Annotated in this window: 12 protein-coding genes and 2 pseudogenes; 12 read left to right on the top strand and 2 right to left on the bottom strand. The window is 70.7% G+C overall.

What is annotated here, in order from left to right; genetic code table 11:
* Positions 1 to 219 precede the first annotated feature (219 nt).
* Together ABT078_RS29560 and ABT078_RS29555 are read left to right on the top strand one after the other, a co-directional pair.
* Complete coding sequence (locus ABT078_RS29560; RefSeq protein ID WP_351233001.1) at positions 220 to 1974, top strand: MFS transporter; 1755 nt, start codon at positions 220 to 222, stop codon at positions 1972 to 1974.
* Positions 1975 to 2051: 77 nt separating this feature from the next.
* Complete coding sequence (locus tag ABT078_RS29555; RefSeq protein ID WP_351232999.1) at positions 2052 to 3242, top strand: acyl-CoA dehydrogenase family protein; 1191 nt, start codon at positions 2052 to 2054, stop codon at positions 3240 to 3242.
* Positions 3243 to 3289: 47 nt separating this feature from the next.
* Here the strand turns inward: ABT078_RS29555 and ABT078_RS29550 are convergent, their stop codons facing one another.
* On the bottom strand, positions 3290 to 3724 hold the full coding sequence (locus ABT078_RS29550) for a cell division protein SepF (protein WP_351232996.1): 435 nt from the start codon (positions 3722 to 3724) through the stop codon (positions 3290 to 3292).
* A 297-nt stretch (positions 3725 to 4021) separates the two neighbouring features.
* Between ABT078_RS29550 and ABT078_RS29545 the strand changes: the two genes are divergently transcribed.
* The 5 genes and pseudogenes from ABT078_RS29545 (at position 4022) to ABT078_RS29525 (ending at position 8312) form a co-directional block, all read left to right on the top strand.
* Complete coding sequence (locus ABT078_RS29545) at positions 4022 to 5248, top strand: DUF5685 family protein (RefSeq protein WP_351232994.1); 1227 nt, start codon at positions 4022 to 4024, stop codon at positions 5246 to 5248.
* A 144-nt stretch (positions 5249 to 5392) separates the two neighbouring features.
* Positions 5393 to 5672 (top strand): annotated as a pseudogene (locus tag ABT078_RS29540) (F420-dependent methylene-tetrahydromethanopterin reductase); the annotation flags it as partial.
* A 5-nt stretch (positions 5673 to 5677) separates the two neighbouring features.
* A pseudogene (locus ABT078_RS29535) lies at positions 5678 to 6488 on the top strand (DUF1684 domain-containing protein).
* A gap of 253 nt (positions 6489 to 6741) precedes the next feature.
* Complete coding sequence (locus ABT078_RS29530; protein WP_351232992.1) at positions 6742 to 7647, top strand: S1 family peptidase; 906 nt, start codon at positions 6742 to 6744, stop codon at positions 7645 to 7647.
* Positions 7648 to 7832: 185 nt separating this feature from the next.
* On the top strand, positions 7833 to 8312 hold the full coding sequence (locus ABT078_RS29525) for a hypothetical protein (protein WP_351232990.1): 480 nt from the start codon (positions 7833 to 7835) through the stop codon (positions 8310 to 8312).
* Positions 8313 to 8319: 7 nt separating this feature from the next.
* Here the strand turns inward: ABT078_RS29525 and ABT078_RS29520 are convergent, their stop codons facing one another.
* Positions 8320 to 9222 carry a DUF4231 domain-containing protein gene (locus ABT078_RS29520; protein WP_351232988.1) on the bottom strand — a complete coding sequence of 301 codons (903 nt, stop codon included), beginning with the start codon at positions 9220 to 9222 and terminating at the stop codon, positions 8320 to 8322.
* A gap of 229 nt (positions 9223 to 9451) precedes the next feature.
* Between ABT078_RS29520 and ABT078_RS29515 the strand changes: the two genes are divergently transcribed.
* The 5 genes from ABT078_RS29515 to fxsT all read left to right on the top strand — a co-directional run bounded on the left by ABT078_RS29515 (position 9452) and on the right by fxsT (position 18023).
* Positions 9452 to 9616, top strand: a complete 165-nt coding sequence (locus tag ABT078_RS29515; protein WP_351232986.1) for an FxSxx-COOH-like cyclophane-containing RiPP peptide — start codon at positions 9452 to 9454, stop codon at positions 9614 to 9616.
* 40 nt (positions 9617 to 9656) lie between these two features.
* Positions 9657 to 11882, top strand: coding sequence for a radical SAM/SPASM protein FxsBH, inactivated beta-hydroxylase extension form (gene fxsBH, locus ABT078_RS29510; RefSeq protein WP_351232984.1), 2226 nt, complete (start codon positions 9657 to 9659; stop codon positions 11880 to 11882).
* Entirely contained in the window at positions 11872 to 12648 is a 777-nt protein-coding gene (locus ABT078_RS29505) for an AAC(3) family N-acetyltransferase (protein ID WP_351232982.1), read from the top strand. The genes fxsBH and ABT078_RS29505 overlap by 11 nt, the downstream gene beginning before the upstream one ends.
* Before the next feature lie 73 nt (positions 12649 to 12721).
* Positions 12722 to 14110, top strand: a complete 1389-nt coding sequence (gene fsxC, locus ABT078_RS29500; protein ID WP_502981382.1) for an FxsC protein — start codon at positions 12722 to 12724, stop codon at positions 14108 to 14110.
* Positions 14094 to 18023, top strand: coding sequence for an FxSxx-COOH system tetratricopeptide repeat protein (fxsT, locus tag ABT078_RS29495; RefSeq protein ID WP_351232978.1), 3930 nt, complete (start codon positions 14094 to 14096; stop codon positions 18021 to 18023). The genes fsxC and fxsT overlap by 17 nt, the downstream gene beginning before the upstream one ends.
* The last annotated feature ends 129 nt before the right edge of the window (positions 18024 to 18152 follow it).

Genomic DNA, 18152 nt, shown 5'->3' with positions numbered 1-18152 from the left:
TCCGGGGCCGTTCGGAGTGCGGCGGGTATCTCCGGCGTGGCGCGCCCGGCGTGGCGTACGCCACACCCCGTGGTTCGTCGAGGTGAGAGGTGCACCACACCCACCGGCGCCCCGGACTCGCGTACGCTGACTGATCACTCGCGCGCCGATGCCGGGCCACCCAGTGGGCCACGCCCCCGGCCGGCCCACCGACGCGAGAGACCCACGGGAGGTACGTGCATGTACGGGACGACCACGGCCGGAGCACGCGTGCGTGCCACCGGCGGCGGTGCCAACCGCTGGGTCGTCCTTCTCGCCCTCTGCGTCAGCCTGCTTCTGGTCGCGCTCGACGCGACTGTGCTCCATGTCGCCGTGCCGGCCGTCACCGAGGACCTCCGCCCGACCGGGGTGGAGCTCCTCTGGATCGTCGACGCGTACCCGCTGGTGTGCGCCTCGCTGCTGATCCTCTTCGGCACGCTCGGCGACCGCGTCGGCCGCCGCCGCATACTGCTGCTCGGGTACGCGCTCTTCGGCGTGGCCTCCGCCGTCGCCGCCCTCGCCACCAGCCCCGAGGTGCTCATCGCGGCCCGCGCGCTGCTCGGTGTCGGCGGCGCGATGATCATGCCCGCGACGCTGTCGATCCTCCGCGCGGTCTTCCCCGACCGGCGCGAGCGGGCCACCGCCATCGGCATCTGGACCGCGGTCGCCGCCGTCGGCGCCGCCACCGGACCGGTGCTCGGCGGCTTCCTCCTCCAGCACTACTGGTGGGGCTCGGTCTTTCTCGTCAACATCCCGCTGATGGCGATGATCCTGCCGGTCGGCCGCTGGCTGCTGCCCGAGTCCAGGGGCAGCGGCAACGGCCCCTGGGACGTCGTCGGCGCGCTGATGGCCGCGGCGGGTGTGCTCGCCGTGGTCCTCGGCGTGAAGCGCCTCGGTGTCGGCCACGGCCTGCTGGACCTCCGCACCGCGGGCCCGCTGCTCGCCGGAGCCCTGCTTCTCGTCCTCTTCGTGCGCCGCCAGCGGCGCCGCGTGCATCCCCTCATCGACATGCGGATGTTCCATCAGGCGACCTTCTCCACGGCGGTCGGCTGCATCGTGCTGGCCATGCTCGCCCTGGTCGGCCTGGAGCTGATCGCCGTTCAGTACCTCCAACTGGTCCTCGGGATGAGCCCGTTGGAGACCGGGCTGAGACTGCTGCCGCTCACCTTCGCCGCCATGGCGGCCGGCGCGACCGGCTCGTACACCCTGCGCCGCGTCGGCCCGCGCCGGATGGTCGGATGGGGCTTCGTGCTGACCGCGGGAGCCGTGCTGCTGCTGACACTGATGGGGCATCACGACCGGCCGCTGCTGCTCACCGCCGGGTTCGTGCTCCTCGGCTTCGGGCTGCAGACCACGCTCTTCGCGGCCTACGAGTCGATGCTCAGCGAGGCCCCCGCAGCGCAGGCGGGCGGCGCCGCGGCCATCGGCGAGACGTCCTACCAGCTCGGTGCCGGAATGGGCATCGCCCTCCTCGGCAGTGTCATGAACGCCGCGTACGCCCCCGGACTGACCGCTGCCTCCGAGGTGCCCGGCGCCGCCCGTACCGCCGCCGCCAACTCGCTCGGCGAGGCCTACCAGGTGGCGGCGGCGCTGGGCGGCCCGGCAGGGGACGCGCTGCGGATCGCCGCGCGGTCCTCGTTCGTCCACGGTCTGCACGTCACGCTGCTGGTGAGCGCCGGGCTGCTGCTGCTCGGGGCGGTCGCGGCGCTGCGGCTGCCCAAGGTGATGGAGTGCGCGGCCCCGTCGGCGAAGCTGCCCGAGCAGGTGCCGCACGATTCGCCCGCGGTGCCGGCGGGGCACGAGCTGCCGGAGCAGGCGCCTCGCGAGCCGTACGACTCGCGTGAGTCGTGCGAGCCGCATGAGCTCGTCGAGCGCCACGACCCGCTGGCGGTCCCGGCGCGCCGCGCACCCGCGGAGGCGGCGGGCGCGATCGGCCCTGGACGCACGGCACACTGAGCCGTAACGTCAGCGCCGAGCATTAACTATCACTGCTAGGTTCTGCCAGCGCCGTGCGAGCCGCCGGAGGCACCCTCATGTCCGCACCCTCGAAGCTGCCGCCCTTCGACCCCGCCGACCCGCTCGGCATCGACGATCTCCTGGAGCCGGAGGATCTCGCGATCCGCGACACCGTCCGCTCCTGGGCCGCCGACCGCGTGCTGCCCCACATCGCCGACTGGTACGAGCGCGGCGAACTCCCCGGGATCCGCGAACTCGCCCGCGAACTCGGCTCGATCGGCGCGCTCGGCATGTCGCTGACCGGTTACGGCTGCGCGGGGGCCACCGCCGTCCAGTACGGACTGGCCTGTCTCGAGCTGGAGGCCGCCGACTCCGGCATCCGCTCACTCGTCTCCGTGCAGGGCTCGCTCGCCATGTACGCGATCTGGAAGTACGGCTCCGAGGAGCAGAAGCAGCGCTGGCTGCCCTCCATGGCGGCGGGCGAGACCATCGGCTGCTTCGGGCTCACCGAGCCCGACCACGGCTCGGATCCGGCCGGAATGCGTACGTACGCCAAGCGCGACGGCGACGACTGGGTGCTGACGGGCCGCAAGATGTGGATCACCAATGGCTCGGTCGCCGGGGTGGCGGTCGTCTGGGCGCAGACCGACGACGGCATCCGCGGTTTCGTCGTGCCGACGGATGCGCCCGGCTTCTCGGCCCCCGAGATCATGCACAAATGGTCGCTGCGAGCGTCGGTGACCAGCGAACTCGTCCTCGACGAGGTGAGGTTGCCCGCCGGTGCCGTACTCCCGGAGGTCACCGGGCTGAAGGGCCCGCTCAGCTGTCTGTCGCACGCGCGCTACGGCATTGTCTGGGGCGCGATGGGCGCGGCACGGTCCAGCTTCGAGGCGGCGCTCGACTACGCGAAGACGCGCGAGCAGTTCGGCAAGCCCATCGGCGGCTTCCAGCTCACCCAGGCCAAGCTCGCCGACATGGCGCTCGAACTGCACAAGGGGATCCTGCTCGCCCACCACCTCGGGCGGCGGATGGACGCGGGAACGCTCCGCCCCGAGCAGGTCAGCTTCGGAAAGCTGAACAACGTACGGGAAGCGATCGAGATCTGCCGCACCTCGCGCACGATCCTCGGCGCGAACGGGATCTCGCTCGAGTACCCCGTGATGCGGCATGCGACCAACCTCGAGTCGGTGCTCACCTACGAGGGCACCGTCGAGATGCACCAGCTGGTGCTGGGCAAGGCGCTCACCGGGCTCGATGCCTTCCGGTAGACCGGGAGGCGCAAGAAGGTACCGGGAGGTACGGGCGAGCGCCCTGCTCAGCTCTGGTTGTAGAAGCCGTCGCCGGCCCGGCCCGACGACTCCCCACTGACGATCTCCGTGTCGGCGGGGGTCAGCAGGAAGACCCGCGTCGCCACGCGCTCGATCGAACCGCGCAGACCGAAGGTCAGGCCGGCCGCGAAGTCCACGACGCGCTTGGCGTCGGTGGGCTCCATCGACGTGAGGTTGACGATGACCGGGACACCGTCGCGGAAGAGCTCCCCGATGGGGCGTGCGTCACGGAAGCCGTCCGGCGTGACGGTCGCGATCCGGCGGCCCTGATCCTGCGCCGACTCGGAGGCCACCCGGACCCGCGGGTCGGTCACCCACTGGTCGGCGGCTTCCGCACCCTCGGTGTACTCGTCGTCGTAGTACCGCTCGTCGTTGTCCTCGACGAGTCCCAGCCATGCACTCGCCTTGCGCACCGATGCCATGGACGCCTCCTTTCACCGCGGTCATTTGTGGTTCCGCATCCCTATGGTCGTCCATGATGCGGATCGCGCGCCAAGTGGATAGTCGCCGCGCAGGGGATTCGTGACGTACCTGGTGCAGAAGATGTGGCGATTCGTCAAGATTCCTGCTGCGTACGGGGCCTGAGAGGGGCTCATAAGCCTCATATCTGAGCAAAATATAAATGTCGGGCCGGATGGGTGACGCCGGGGGCGTACGGGTGAACGCAGTGGCCGGTACGATGCGGCCCGCGCACTCGGACGACTCTCGGGGGGAATGTCGTGTTCGGAATCGTCAGGCCCTGCACCCATCGGCTCACCGACGACCTGAAGACGGAGTGGATGGCCCATCTCTGCGGGCTGTGTCTGGCACTTCGCGCGGACCACGGCCAGCTCGCCAGGGTCGTCACGAACTACGACGGGCTCATCGTCTCGGTTCTGACGGAGGCTCAGACCGTGCGCACCGCTGAGCTGCGTCGCACGGCGGGGCCCTGTCCGCTGCGTGCCATGCGCACCGCACCGGTCGCACGGGGCGAGGGTGCCAGGCTGGCTGCCGCGGTCTCGCTGGTGCTGGCGTCGGCGAAGGTACGGGACCACGTCGCCGACCGGGACGGGGTGTTGGCGCGCAGGCCGGTGGCCGCGGCAGCCCGCATGGTGGCGCTGAGCTGGGACCGCGCGGGCGCACGGACCGGGCGCGAGCTGGGTTTCGACACCGACGTGCTGGTCGACGCCGTGGACCGGCAGACCGGGATCGAGGCGCTGGCCGGCCCGGGAACGCCGCTGCTGGCAGTGACCGAGCCGACCGAGACGGCGACCGCGGCCGCGTTCGCCCACACCGCCGTGCTCGCCGGGCGGCCGCAGAACGTGGCGCCGCTGGCCGAGGCGGGTCGGCTGTTCGGCAGGCTCGCGCATCTGCTGGATGCCGTCGAGGACAGGGAAGCTGACGCCGCGTCGGGTGCCTGGAACCCGCTCACCGTGACCGGCACCTCGCTCGCCGAGGCGCGGCGGCTCGCGGACGACGCGCTGCACGGCATCAGGCTCGCCCTGCGCGACGCGGAGTTCGTCGACGACAAACTGCTGCATGTGCTGCTCGCGCACGAGCTGCGGCGGTCGGTCGACCGGGCCTTCGGCACGACGACCTGCTCCCACCAGGGAAACGGACAGCAGCCGCCGCAGGGAAACCCCTACGCAGGTGCCGGCACCCCGGGCGGCGGCCCGTACGGGTCGAACAATCCGTACGGCGGCGGCTCGGGCATTCCCGGCGGCGCCGGTGGTCCCGGCGGCCCCGGCGGGCTGCCGCCCCAGTTCGGCGCCGGTGATGCGCACCGTCCGAAGCCGCGCGGCTTCTGGGCGGGTTGCGGGGCCTTCATCGGCCTGTGCTGCACGTGCAAGATGTGCTGCGCGGAGGAGTACGAGGGTCCGTGGTCCCGCAAGAAGCGGGAGGGCTGCTGCCACAAGTGCGACTGTGACTGCAGCTGCGACTGCTGCTGCCCCTGCGACGGCTGCTAGCGGCTCGCGGCGGGCCTCGGCCACGCCGGACCTCCGTGGACGTGACCGGTACCGCCCGGTCGACCCAGGTGCCCGTCCTCACGTGCCGGGCGGGCTTGGTGCGGGGCCGGTACCGCGGAATGGGTCGGGACATCCGTGTCGGAGGCCGAGGGCCTGTCCATCCGGCAGACGGTCATCGAGACCACCGCGCGGCAGTCCTTCCATCGGTACGCCTGCGGGCGTCGCCGCGGCCCTCGACGAGTACGTACGGACGGAGGCGGCCGACGGCTTCATCCTCGTCCCGCACCTCACCCCCGGCGGCCTCGACGACTTCGTCGACCAGGTCGTGCCGCTCCTCCAGGAACGCGGAGCCTTCCGCACGCGCTGCACCGGTACGACCCTGCGGTCGCATCTGGGGCTCGCCGAGCCGGTGTGGAAGGGCTGACCGGCATGAGCGCCGATCCGCAGCAGGACCGGAAGCACTGGCACGAGGAGCGCGTCGCCACCATCTCGGGACCGTACGGACCGCTCTCCCCGCGCGGCACCCTCCCCCTGTCTTCGGCGTGAGGTGCCCCCAGGCTTTCCGACGTCCCGGAAGGTCGAATTCCGGCCGTCCCCGGAGAGCGGCGCGAGGACGGCGACGAGGTGGTGCCGACCGCCATCGGCGAGGACGGACAGCCCCTGACCGGCCAGGCCAGGCCAGGCCAGGCCCGGCGTGGACCATGCTCCGGTGCACGCGTCGCGAGTCGCGCACGGCAAGCGCCGACTGGTCGTCCTGCACGGCGAAGGGCTCTTCGCGGTAGGGGACTTCGACCCGGACTCTCCGGCGCGCAGGACGTTCCACGGCATCGAGACGTCGCCGTACCACCCGCGCTGGACGATGCCGGGCACCTTCCGTCCGTACGGTGAACAGCGCACCGTGCGGGTGGAGTTGGCCGACGGACGGCAGCGCGGGCCGGGCCTGTCCGGCGAGATCGTCTTCGAACTCGGCTGCGTGGCGCACAGCCTCCGGGCCGCCGTCGCGTCCGACGGCTCGCTGTGGGCCGTCTTCGCCGACGCCACCAGCGGGGCCAGCAGTTACCGCTTTCGCTTCCTGCGCCCCGAGGCGCCTGCCGACGACAGCTCGGTGACCGTCGATCTCAACCCGGCGACACTTCCGCCGTGCGCCCTCGCCGATTGCTTCACCTGTCCCTTCCCGCCCCCCGGCAACACACTTCCCGCGGAAGTCACCGCCGGCGACCGGAACCTGCTCGCCCGCTGATCCGTCTCAGGTGACAGCAGCACTCCCAGCCCCGGCCGGAGCACCCACGGCCCGGGGCATGTGGGCATGGAGCGGCGCAGGCGGCCGAAAGGCGCCCTTGCGCGGGTTGTTGACGCCCCGAATACTCCCGAGAAGCGCTTGTCAGGGCCACGGCGGATCCGGAATCCGGACATTCGCCGGCGTCTGCTGACTGCGCCTCACGGGCCCGTCACCCCACAGCCGGGCCCCCGATTCCCCTCGGGAGGAACGAGAAGTGAGGATCAAGCGCACCACCCCCCGTAGCGGCGTCGCGAGACGAACCCGTCTGCTCGCCGTCACCACCGGCCTCGTCGCCGCCGCAGCGCTGGCCGTCCCCACCGCCAGTGCCGACGAGGCTCCCCGCACCTTCAGCGCGACGCAGCTCTCCGCCGCGAGCGACGCCGTGCTCGACGCCGATGTGGCCGGTACCGCCTGGCACATCGACAAGGCGACCAACACGCTGGTCGTCACGGTGGACTCCACCGTCTCCAAGGCCGAGATCGCCGAGATCAAGCGGGAGGCGGGCACCAACGCCGCCGCGCTCCGCATCGAGCGCACCTCCGGCACGTTCTCCAAACTGATCTCCGGCGGTGACGCCATCTATGCGAGTAGCTGGCGCTGCTCCCTCGGCTTCAACGTCCGTGACAGCGCCGGTACGTCGTACTTCCTGACCGCCGGTCACTGCACCGACGGCGCGGGCACCTGGTACGCCAACTCCGCCCGCACCACCGTCCTCGGACCGACCGCGGGCTCCAGCTTCCCGGTCAACGACTACGGCATCGTCCGCTACACCAACACGTCGATCGCCAAGCCTGGCACCGTCGGCAGTGTCGACATCACCAGTGCGGCCAACGCCACCGTCGGTATGTCCGTGACCCGGCGCGGCTCCACGACGGGTACCCACAGCGGGACCGTCACCGGCCTCAACGCCACGGTCAACTACGGCGGCGGTGACATCGTCTACGGCATGATCCGGACCAACGTGTGCGCCGAGCCCGGTGACAGTGGCGGCCCGCTCTACTCCGGCAGCCGGGCCATCGGCCTGACCTCCGGCGGAAGCGGTAACTGCAGCTCCGGCGGCACGACCTTCTTCCAGCCGGTCACCGAGGCCCTCAGCGCCTACGGCGTCAGCGTCTACTGATCCGAGCGCCACTGATCCGAGCGCCCATCGATCCGAGCGCCCATCGATCCGAGCGCACGGTGATTCGAACGCACGGTGATCCGAACGCACAGAGCCCCCGCCCGGACCTTGGGCGGGGGCTCGAACGTATTGCACACTTTTGAGAGGATGGCAGAGCGGTCGGCCACAGAGGGATCGGGGGGCGGATGAAGCGCATCGGGGTGACCGGCCACAGGATCATTCCGCCCGAGGCCATGGCCCATGTCCTGGCCGTCATGAAAGCGACGCTGTGCGGCCACGAGGGCGCCATGGTCGCCCTCTCCAGCCTCGCCGAAGGCGCCGACCAGCTCTTCGCCGACATCGCTCTGGACTGTGGCGCCGAGCTGACCGTGGTGATCCCGAGCGGTGACTACGAGGAGGGGTTCGCCGAACCCGAGGCACTGGCCTGCTACCTCCGGCTCAAGGGCCGCGCCACCCAGGAGGTCCGGATGGCCTACTCGCACTCCACGGACGAGGCCTATTACGCGGCCGGTGCCTATATCGCCGACAACTGCGACCGGCTGCTCGCGGTCTGGGACGGCCGCCCCGCCCGCGGGCTCGGCGGTACCGGCGACATCGTCCGGTACGCGCGCGAGCGGGGCAAGCCTGTCACGGTGATCTGGCGGGACGGCGTCGAGCGCAGCTGAGACGACGTCAACTCCTGTGTCGCACCAGCCAGTCCGTGTGCTGCGGTGAGACGATCCGCTCGGTCTCGTAGACGGCCGACGGCCACTGCTGCTCGTTCACCGAGGTCTCCATGGCGATATGGATCGCGGCCAGGTCCTCCTCCACGAGTGAGTGGGCCGCGATCAGCGGCTGGTGCCGGCGGATCTCGCTCCACGCCAGACACGCCGCCGCGGCCGCCGACAGCAGCCCGAGCGGCTCGGTCGAGTCCGTCACGGTGAAGGTGCGCAGGATGCCGAAGAACAGGGCCAGCAGCGTGAGCAGGGCGATGGTGACCTGCCACAGCACGGTGGCGCGCCGGGAGACCTCCGCGCGCCGGTGGTACCAGTTTCGCTGCTCGATCAGCCGGTCGCGTACGTACGTCTCCTTGCGCACGGTGAAGGCCTTCTCCCGCAGCAGCCGCATCGGTGTGGTGATGAGCTCCGAACCCGCGGCGCTCTCCCCGTTCTCCCGCGGGTCCACCCAGCCCACCTTCCGCAGCTCCTGCAGGCCCTCCTCCAGCCGGGTGGTGAACAGCCGATCTGGTTCGGGGGAGTTGGTGTCGAAGGGTGCTCCGTGGACCGCGTACCGCCAGCACAGGGAGCGGATGAACTCCGCTGCGGAGCGGTTGAGTTGCCAATGCGACTTTGCTCGGTGCCGGGACGTGCGGAAGCCGACGACGAGGACGCCCGCATACGCCAACGCGCTGACTGCGCCCATGAGTTGGAAGGAGTCGCCGATCGCCCCCCGCCACGGCAGTGCTGCCAGCGCGGCACCGAGGACGAGGAGGAGCAGCTGCAGCCGGGTGCCGTTGACGGCCTCCCGTTGCCGTGTGATGGCCGTCTCGTCCGTGCGGTGGAAGAGAACCGGCAGATCAGCGTTTCGAAGGACCATGCTTTGCAGATGGCCATCTTTACCGGCCATGTGCACCCCCCTCGGCGGATTTGGCTTCACTCGATCGATGGAATGGCTTGTTCCGTACGGGGTGGGGAATACTCGCGCAACGCTTCTGTCTCAGCTCAACGTGCCGAGTTGCTGTGGGTGGCCATGAGAGTAAAGTCGTGCCGCCAGCACTGCAATGGTGCGGTTCCTTGTTCGCACAACATCACCTAGGACGGCCGTCGTGACCTTCCAGACCTCAGCCACCTTCGCCGCCGCGAAGAAGAATCGTGTGCCTGTCACCGAGATCGACGTGCGCGGCGCCGATGCCGCCAGGAAGCTGGGCCGCGTGCGTCCCGCTGCCGTCGACCGTTCCGCCCGGGTGTCGAGTTTCAACTCGGCCCTCTAGTCGGGCGTCAGGCCGTGCGGCCTGACCCTAGACTGGTGGAATGACAGGACCCCTGGTCCCATTCCGTGAGATCGTCCTGAAGGTGCACAGCAGGTGCGATCTCGCATGCGACCACTGCTATATCTACGAACACGCAGATCAGAGCTGGCGAACCCGCCCGAAAACTATCTCTGACGAAGCGATTCTCCAGACGGCCCGGCGACTGGCCGAGCACGCAAGGGACCATGCACTGCCCTCCGTGTCAGTGATCCTGCACGGAGGGGAGCCATTGCTGGCGGGCCCCGCCCGGTTACGACGGATCTGCGAGGAGCTCACGCAAGCCCTCGACGGCGTCGCCGCGCTCGACCTGCGGATCCACACGAACGGTCTGCAACTCAGCCCCCGCTATCTCGACCTCTTCGACGAGTTCGACGTCAAGGTGGGCATCTCCCTCGACGGTGACAAGGCGGCCAACGACCGCCACCGCCGCTTCGCGGACGGCCGCAGCAGCCACCCCCTCGTCATCCGGGCCGTGGAACTGCTCGCCCAGGACCGCTACCGCCATCTCAACCTCGGCCTCCTCTGCACGATCGACGTGGCGAACGACCCCGTCGCCATCCTCGACGCGCTGATGGAGCTCGACCCCCCGCGCATCGACTTCCTGTTGCCGCACGCCACCTGGGACGAACCGCCCCCGAGACCCGACGGCTCGCCCACGGCGTACGCCGCCTGGATCCTCACCGTCTTCGATCGCTGGGACCGGCAGGGCCGCCGCGTTCCGGTGCGGCTCTTCGAGTCGGTCCTGTCCACGCTCTCCGGCGGCCCCAGCCTCACCGAGTCGCTGGGCCTCGCCCCCACCGATCTCGTCGTCGTCGAGACCGACGGCACTCTCGAGCAGGTCGACTCCCTCAAGAGCGCCTACGAGGGCGCCGCGGCCACCGGCTTCGACGTCTTCACGCACTCCTTCGACGAGGTCGCGGCCCATCCCGGCGTGCGTGCCCGCCAACTGGGCCTCGCCGGCGTCAGCGAGACCTGCCGCAAGTGCCCTGTCGTACGTTCGTGCGGAGGTGGCCTCTACACCCACCGGTACCGCACCGGCACCGACTTCGACAACACCTCCGTGTACTGCACCGATCTGGAGGCCCTGGTCCGCGGCATCGAGCTGCGCACCTCCGCCGCCTCCGTGTCGGCCGCGGTGGCCGACGACGCGGCTCTCGGCACCGAACAGCACGAGCTGACCTGGCTGCTGCTCGCCGGCCTCAACAGCGAGCTCGCCGGGCGGGGCGGCGAGGACTGGGATCGCGCCTGGGAGCTCACGGCCGCCGTCGAGCGCGCCGACGGCGGCGGCCTCGACGACGTGATGGCCCATCCGTACACGCGCAGCTGGCTGCTCGACGCCCTGGACGCCCTGCAGGAGGAACGGCCGGGCGCCACCGCCGCTCCGGCCGCCCGGCTGTCCGCGTCCGTCGCCGTCGCCGTCGTACGGGGCGGGCCCGATCTGTCCGTGCACGTGCCGTACGAGAACGGTGCGCTGCTGCTGCCGGCCCTCGGCGAGCTGCGGTTCACCGACGTCGCGGAGCGCGGCACCGCCGAGGTGCGCCCCGTCGAGAAGGGCTTGCTGGTGCGGGCGGGTGGCGTCGAGCGGCGCATCGACCGGCTCGACGAACCCGCCGCCGACTGGCGGCCCGTGCGCCGGCTCGGCCGGGACGGGGCGCCGGATCTCGCGATCGACGACCTCGACCCGTACCGGAACTGCTTCGGCGTACCGGTCCTGCCACGGCTCGGCCTCGACGAGGCGGCCGACTGGACGCGACGGCTGGCCGACGCCTGGAGCCTGCTGCGGGAGCGGGTGCCGCAGCAGGCCGTGGCCGCCGCCGGATCACTGTCCACGCTGACCCCCCTGGCCCTCTCGGCCGGTGACGGGCCCGCGGTCGGCCGCCACGGGCTCGGCGCGCTCGGCCTGCCCCTGCACGGGGACGCGCGGGAGCTGGCGCTCGCACTGCTGCGCGGCCACCGGCGGGCGCGGCTGAGCGCCCTGCTGGACGTCACCGACCTCCATGCCGGGGACGGTTGGTGGACCCATCCCGCCCCGTGGCAGGAGGCGCCGGTCCCGGTTTCGGAGCTGCTGGCGGGAGCCTATGAGCGGGCGGGGCTCGCCGCCTTCGAGCCGGGCAGCGCCGAGGCGGCCCTGCGGGCCGTCGAGACCCTGGAGCACGCGCCGGAACTGACCCTCGACGGCAAGCGCCTGCTGGCACAGCTGGGGGAAGAGGCCGCCCGTGGCGCCTGAGGGGGACAAGCTCGCGCAAGAGCTCGTGGAACTCGGTCTGTCGGCGGGGGACGTGGTGCTCGTCCACGCCTCGCTCAGCGGTACCGGCCTCGACGCCGCGACGCTGCGCGACGCGCTGCTGGCGGCGGTGGGCGAGGACGGCACGCTGGTCGTGCCCGCCTTCACCACCGACAACTCGGACACGTCCAGCGTCCATCTGCAGCAGGTGGCCGGTATGACACCCACACAGGCGGCGGCCTTCCGGGCCACGATGCCGGCCTTCGACCCCGCCACGACGCCCTCCACGGGTATGGGCCGGTTGGCCGAGTCCGTACGGACCGCTCCGGGCGCCGTCCGCAGCACGCACCCGCAGGTCTCCTTCGCCGCGCTGGGCCGCCGGGCGGAGGAACTGCTCGCCGAACACCCCCTGAACTCGCATTACGGGGAGGATTCCCCGATGGGAGCCCTTTATCGGGCGGGAGCGCGGGTGCTGTTGATCAATGTGGGCTTCGCGGTCTGCACCGCCTTTCATCTCGCCGAATATCGCATCGGTGCACCGGCGCGGCGCTATCGCTGTGTGGTGCGTGGGGCGGACGGTCCGGAATGGACGGAATACGAGGACGTCACGCTGGACGACAGCGATTTCGGCGTCATCGGAGACGCCTTCGAGGCCATCGATGAGAATCGTGGTCAGAAGGGGCAACTGGGGAGAACGATCGCAAGGTTGTTCTCGATCAGGGATGCGGTGGACCATGCCGTGGCGTGGATGACCGAAAAGCGGCCCTGATTGACTGACCGATGGGGGGATGGAGCCGGTCTGCTCCGGAATGATTAATTCGCTCGTACTTCATCATCCGTGAGTGCGGGTGTTCACACAGGACCAGGACGGGGGTCGTGTGCAAGCGTCATCGCAACAACGGGCGGCGGACCATCGGCCGTACTTCTTCTTGAGCTATGCGCACACGCCGAGGTACGGAGCCGGAGGCCCCGACCCCGATATGTGGGTCGAGCGGCTGTTCCGCGATCTGTGCGGCCACGTGATGGCCATGACCGATCTGCCGGCCGGTGCTCCGGCCGGTTTCATGGACCGGGAGATACGCTCGGGCGAGGGCTGGTCGGAGCGGCTCGGCGAAGTGCTCGCCACCTGCCGCGTCTTCGTACCGCTGTTCTCGCCGCGCTACTTCGCCAGCGAGATGTGCGGGAAGGAGTGGTACGCGTTCGCCCAGCGGGCCATCTACCACCAGGCCAAGAACAACCGGCCGGCCGAGGCCATCGTGCCCGCCCTGTGGGTGCCGATGCCCCCCGAACAACTCCCGGGCCCTGCCGAGCGGTTGCAGTTCAACCACCGCGCCTTCGGGGACCGGTACGTCACCGACGGCCTCTACGGGCTCATCAAACTCCGCATATTCGCCGAGGAGTACGAGCGCGCGGTCTACGAACTCGCCAAGCGCATCGTCAGCGTCGCCGACACCGCCGGGGTCGGGCCCAGCAGGCCCCTCGACTACCGGCAGGCACCCAGCGCCTTCGGCACACCCGACCCGGCCGATTCCCGCAGCAGCGGCCCCCGGCCCATCCAGGTCACGGTCGCCGCTCCCACCCGGCACGAACTGCCCGAGGGCCGCGACCCCGCCTACTACGGCGACATGCCGCAGGACTGGAACCCGTACCACCCGGAAGCGGCCCGGCCCCTCGGCTACGTCGCACAGGACCTGGTCCGCTCCCTCAACTACCAGGCCACCGTGACCTCCTTCGACCTCGACGCCTCACCCGGCGACGCCAAGCAGCCGCCGGTGCAGCCCGAGTTGCTCCTCATCGACCGCTGGGCCCTGGAGGACGAGGAGAGAAGGACACGGCTCGCCGCCTTCGACGCCGAGCACCGCCCCTGGGTCAGTGTGGTCGTCCCCTGGAACCGCGACGACCACCAGAGCCGGGCCGCCGACAGCGAACTCACCGCCAAACTCGAGGCGACCCTGCCCACCAAACTGAGCCAGGGCCGGGCCGCCTGCCGGGCCGCAGCCCGCGGCGTACCCAGCATGGAGGCCTTCGGCCAGATCCTCCCCCAGGTGGTGGAGGCCGCCGCCCAGCAGTACCTGAGACACGCCCAGGTCTACCCACCCGCCGGCGGCAGCCACACCGAACGCCCCCGGCTGCGCGGCCCGATGGCCGCCGAGTACGCCACCACGCACTTCATCCACGACATGCTCGACCAGGCGCCCGATGCGGAGGACACGGATGACAGCCAGTCGTGACGGACGCATCGTCACCTTCTACAGCTACAAGGGAGGCACCGGCCGGACGATGGCCATGGCCAACACGGCCTGGATACTCGCCGCGAACGGCAGGCGGGTCCTCGCCGTCGACTGGGACCTCGAGGCCCCCGGTCTGCACCGCTTCTTCCACCCCTTCCTCGACCCCTCGACGCTCGGGGCCACCACCGGTGTGATCGACCTGATCACCGAATACGCCTGGGCCGCCACCAGTCCGGTGCAGCGCCCCGACGACTGGCACCGCGACTACGCGCGCATCCAGCCGCACGCCGTCTCCCTCACGCCCGAGGCCCTGGGCTGGGAGTTCCCCGAGGGCGGCACCCTCGACTTCGTCTCCGCGGGCAAGCAGAACCGCGAGTACTCGGCGACCGTCTCCACCTTCGACTGGGACAATTTCTACGACCGCCTCGGCGGCGGGCACTTCTTCGACGCGCTGCGCGACGACATGAAGGCCAACTACGACTACGTCCTCATCGACAGTCGCACCGGCCTCAGCGACATCGCCGACATCTGCACCGTCCATCTGCCCGACGTCCTTGTCGACTGCTTCACCCTCAGCGACCAGTCCATCGACGGCGCGGCGGCCGTCGCCCGCCAGATCGACGAGCGCTACAGCGGCCGCGGCATCCGGATCTTCCCCGTGCCGATGCGTATCGACGAGGGTGAGAAGGAGAAGGCCGACGCCGGACGGGCACTGGCCCGGCTGAAGTTCGACCGCTTCCCGACCGGCCTCGCCGGCGACGAACTCACCTCCTACTGGGGCGCGGTGGAGATCCCGTACCGCCCCTACTACGCATACGAGGAGACCCTGGCCACCTTCGGCGACGAGACCGGGCTCACCAACTCCCTGCTCTCCGCCTTCGAGCGGCTCACGACCGTCATCACCGACGGGGAGGTCACCTCCATGCCCGCGGTGGGCGAGGAGGTCAGGCTGCGGATCAGGGACGCCTTCACCCGCCGCCGGCCCGCCCTGCCTGCCGACCTCTTCCTCAGCTACGTGGCCGAGAACCGGATGTGGGCCGACTGGATCGAGTCCGTCCTCACCCGCGCCGGCTTCCGCGTCGTCCCGCGCGACGTCTCCGCCGAGCCGCCGCAGGAGGGCACGGCCGCGCACGCCGCCGAGACCGCCGCCCGCACCGTCGTGCTGCTCTCCAGCGCCTACCTCAAGTCCTCACGTGCCATGGAGGTGTGGGAGCGCGCCGCATCCGAGGACCCCGGCGGCGGCCGACGCCATCTGCTGCCGCTGCGCGTCGGCGACGTACGCCTCACCACCCCCTACATCGACCGCAACCCCGTCGACCTCTTCCGCCTCGACGAGGTGCACGCCACCACCGCTCTGCTGCGCGCCCTCGACCGGCCCGTGCAGCTCTCCGACGGCGTCCCGCCGGGACCCCGTTTCCCCGGCACCGTCCCCAAGATCTGGAACGCACCGCCCCGCAACCCCGGCTTCACCGGACGCTCCGTCGTCCTGGAGCGGATGCGCGACCAGCTCGGCGGCGGAATGGCGGTCGTCCTGCCGCAGCCCCAGACGCTGTACGGTCTCGGCGGTGTCGGAAAGACCCAGGTGGCGCTGGAGTACGTGCACCGCTTCATGGCCGACTACGACCTGGTGTGGTGGATCTCGTCCGAGCAGCCCGACGACGTCGTCGCCGGTCTCGCCGAACTCGCCACCCGGCTGGGCGCCCAGGGCGGCGAGGACATGGCAGCCGCCTCCCAGGAGGCCGTCGACCTGCTGCGGCGCGGCGTACCGACCTCGCGCTGGCTGCTGGTCTTCGACAACGCCGACGACCCCGAGCTGCTGAAGAAGTTCTTCCCGAGCGGCGGACACATCCTGGTCACCTCCAGGAACCAGACCTGGTCCCAGTACGGCGACGCGCTGCCCGTCGACGTCTTCCTGCGCGAGGAGTCCGTCGAGCACCTGCAGCGCCGCGCCCCCGGGCTGACGCTCGACGACGCCGATCAGGTCGCCGGCGCCGTCGGAGACCTGCCGCTCGCCGTCGAGCAGGCCGCCGCGTGGATCGCCGAGACCGCGACGCCCGTCGCCGCGTATCTGGAGCAGCTGGCCCAGCAGGCCCCGAGCGTCCTCGCGCTCAACCAGCCCGTGGGCTATCCCGAGCCGGTCGCCGCGACCTGGAACGTCTCCATCGAGCGGCTCAAGGAACGCTCACCCGCGGCCGTGCGGCTGCTCCAGCTCTGTGCGTTCTTCGCACCCGAGCCGATCTCCGCGAACCTCCTCTACAGCAAGGAGATGATCGAAGCCCTCAAGCCGTACGACTCCTCCCTCCAGGAGAAGCTCGTGCTGGGCCGGGTCATCCGGGAGATCGGCCGGTTCGCCCTCGCCAAGGTCGACCAGGTCTCCAACTCCATCCAGGTGCACCGGCTGGTCCAGGCCGTCATCCGGGCCCAGCTCAGCGAGGAGGAGCAGATGGACGCGCGGCACGCCGTCCACCGGGTCCTCGCCGGGGCACGCCCCGACGACGACGAGCCGATCGACAACCCCGAGACCTGGCCGCGGTTCAACACCATCTGGCCGCACCTCGGCCCCTCGGAGGCCCGCTTCTGCAAGGAGCCGGAGACCAGGCGGCTGCTCATCGACCGCGTGCGTTATCTGTGGAAGCGCGGCGACTGGCAGACCGCGGGGGTGCTCGCCGAGGAACTGCGCGACTCCTGGCGCGACATGCTCGGGAACGACGACCTGCAGTATCTGTACCTGCGCTTCCACCTCTCCAACATCCTGCGCTCCCAGGGGCGTTACGTGGAGGCGCGGGAGCTGGACGAGGTGACCCTGGAGCGGCAGCAGGCCGTCCTCGGCCCGTCCCATCCGCACACGTACATGACCACCAGTGGCCTCGCGATGGACCTCGGCACGCTCGGCCAGTACGGCAAGGCGATGGAACTGGCCACCGAGGCCCACGAGGGCTTCAGCCAGATCTTCCACGAGTCCCACCCGCGCACCCTGGCCGCCGCCAACAACCTCGCGCTGAACCTGCGCATGGTCGGCCAGTACGCGCGCGCCCGCGAGATCGACCAGGACGTCTTCGACCGGCGCACCGAGGTGCTCGGCCCCGAGCACCCGTACACCCTCTCCTCGGCCACCTCGCTCGCCCGCGACCTGCGGGAGGTCGGCCGGTACGAGGACTCGGTGGCGCTGCTCTCGCGTACCTACGACGTCTACAAGGAGACGCTCGGCCGGGCCTTCCCCGGCACGCTGGCGGCGGCGAAGAGCCTTGCCGTGTCACTGCGCAAGGCCGGCAGGGCGGAGGACGCACGCCGGCTCACCACCGCGACGCGCAACCGTTACCGCGCCAAGTACACCTACGCCCACCCGGACTCGCTGGCCTGCGATCTGAACCTGGCGGCCGACCTGTTCGCGGCCGGGGAGCCCGTCGCCGCGAGGGATCTGGCACAGGAGGTCGTCGACCAGTACATGGAGGTGCCGGGCGAGAAACACCCGTACACCCTCGCCGCGATCAACAACCTCGGCATCTACCACTGGGGCTGCGGTGCCCCCGATCTCGCGGAGGAGCTGCTGCAGCCCACCATCAGGAGGATGACGGACATCCTCGGCAGTGCCCATCCGCACACCCTGTTCTGCACGGTCAATCTCGCCAACGCCCGTGCGGACATGGGTGAACTGGAGGCGGCACTGGACACCGAGCGGCGCGCGGTCAGGAAACTCCGCGAGGTGCTGGGCGCCCATCACCCGGAGACCCTCGCCGTCGCCTCCAACATGTGCGTCACGCTCGGCGCGCTGGGCCGCAAGGACGAGGCGGCGGCGCTGCGCACGGAGACCGTCGAGGAGCTGGGGCGGCTGCTGGGCGACGACCATGTGATGACGAGGATCGCGCGGGACGAGCGCAGGATCCACCGGGACCTGGAGCCACTGGCGGTGTGAGGTGAGGCGGCGCCGGTTCTCCCCCCGCCGAAGGCAGGAGGGGTAAAGGCCCCCGCCCGCCCCGGCGGCACAGTTGCCGGGCAAGCAGGCCCCGACGGGTAACCGGGCCGGCCAGCGGCGGGCGGGGAT

Origin of the sequence: Streptomyces sp. NPDC002133 (assembly GCF_040296405.1) — a bacterium.
GTDB lineage: Bacteria > Actinomycetota > Actinomycetes > Streptomycetales > Streptomycetaceae > Streptomyces.
The sequence above is the reverse complement of the archived record's forward strand: the minus strand, read 5'-3'. Positions and strand labels throughout refer to the sequence as shown.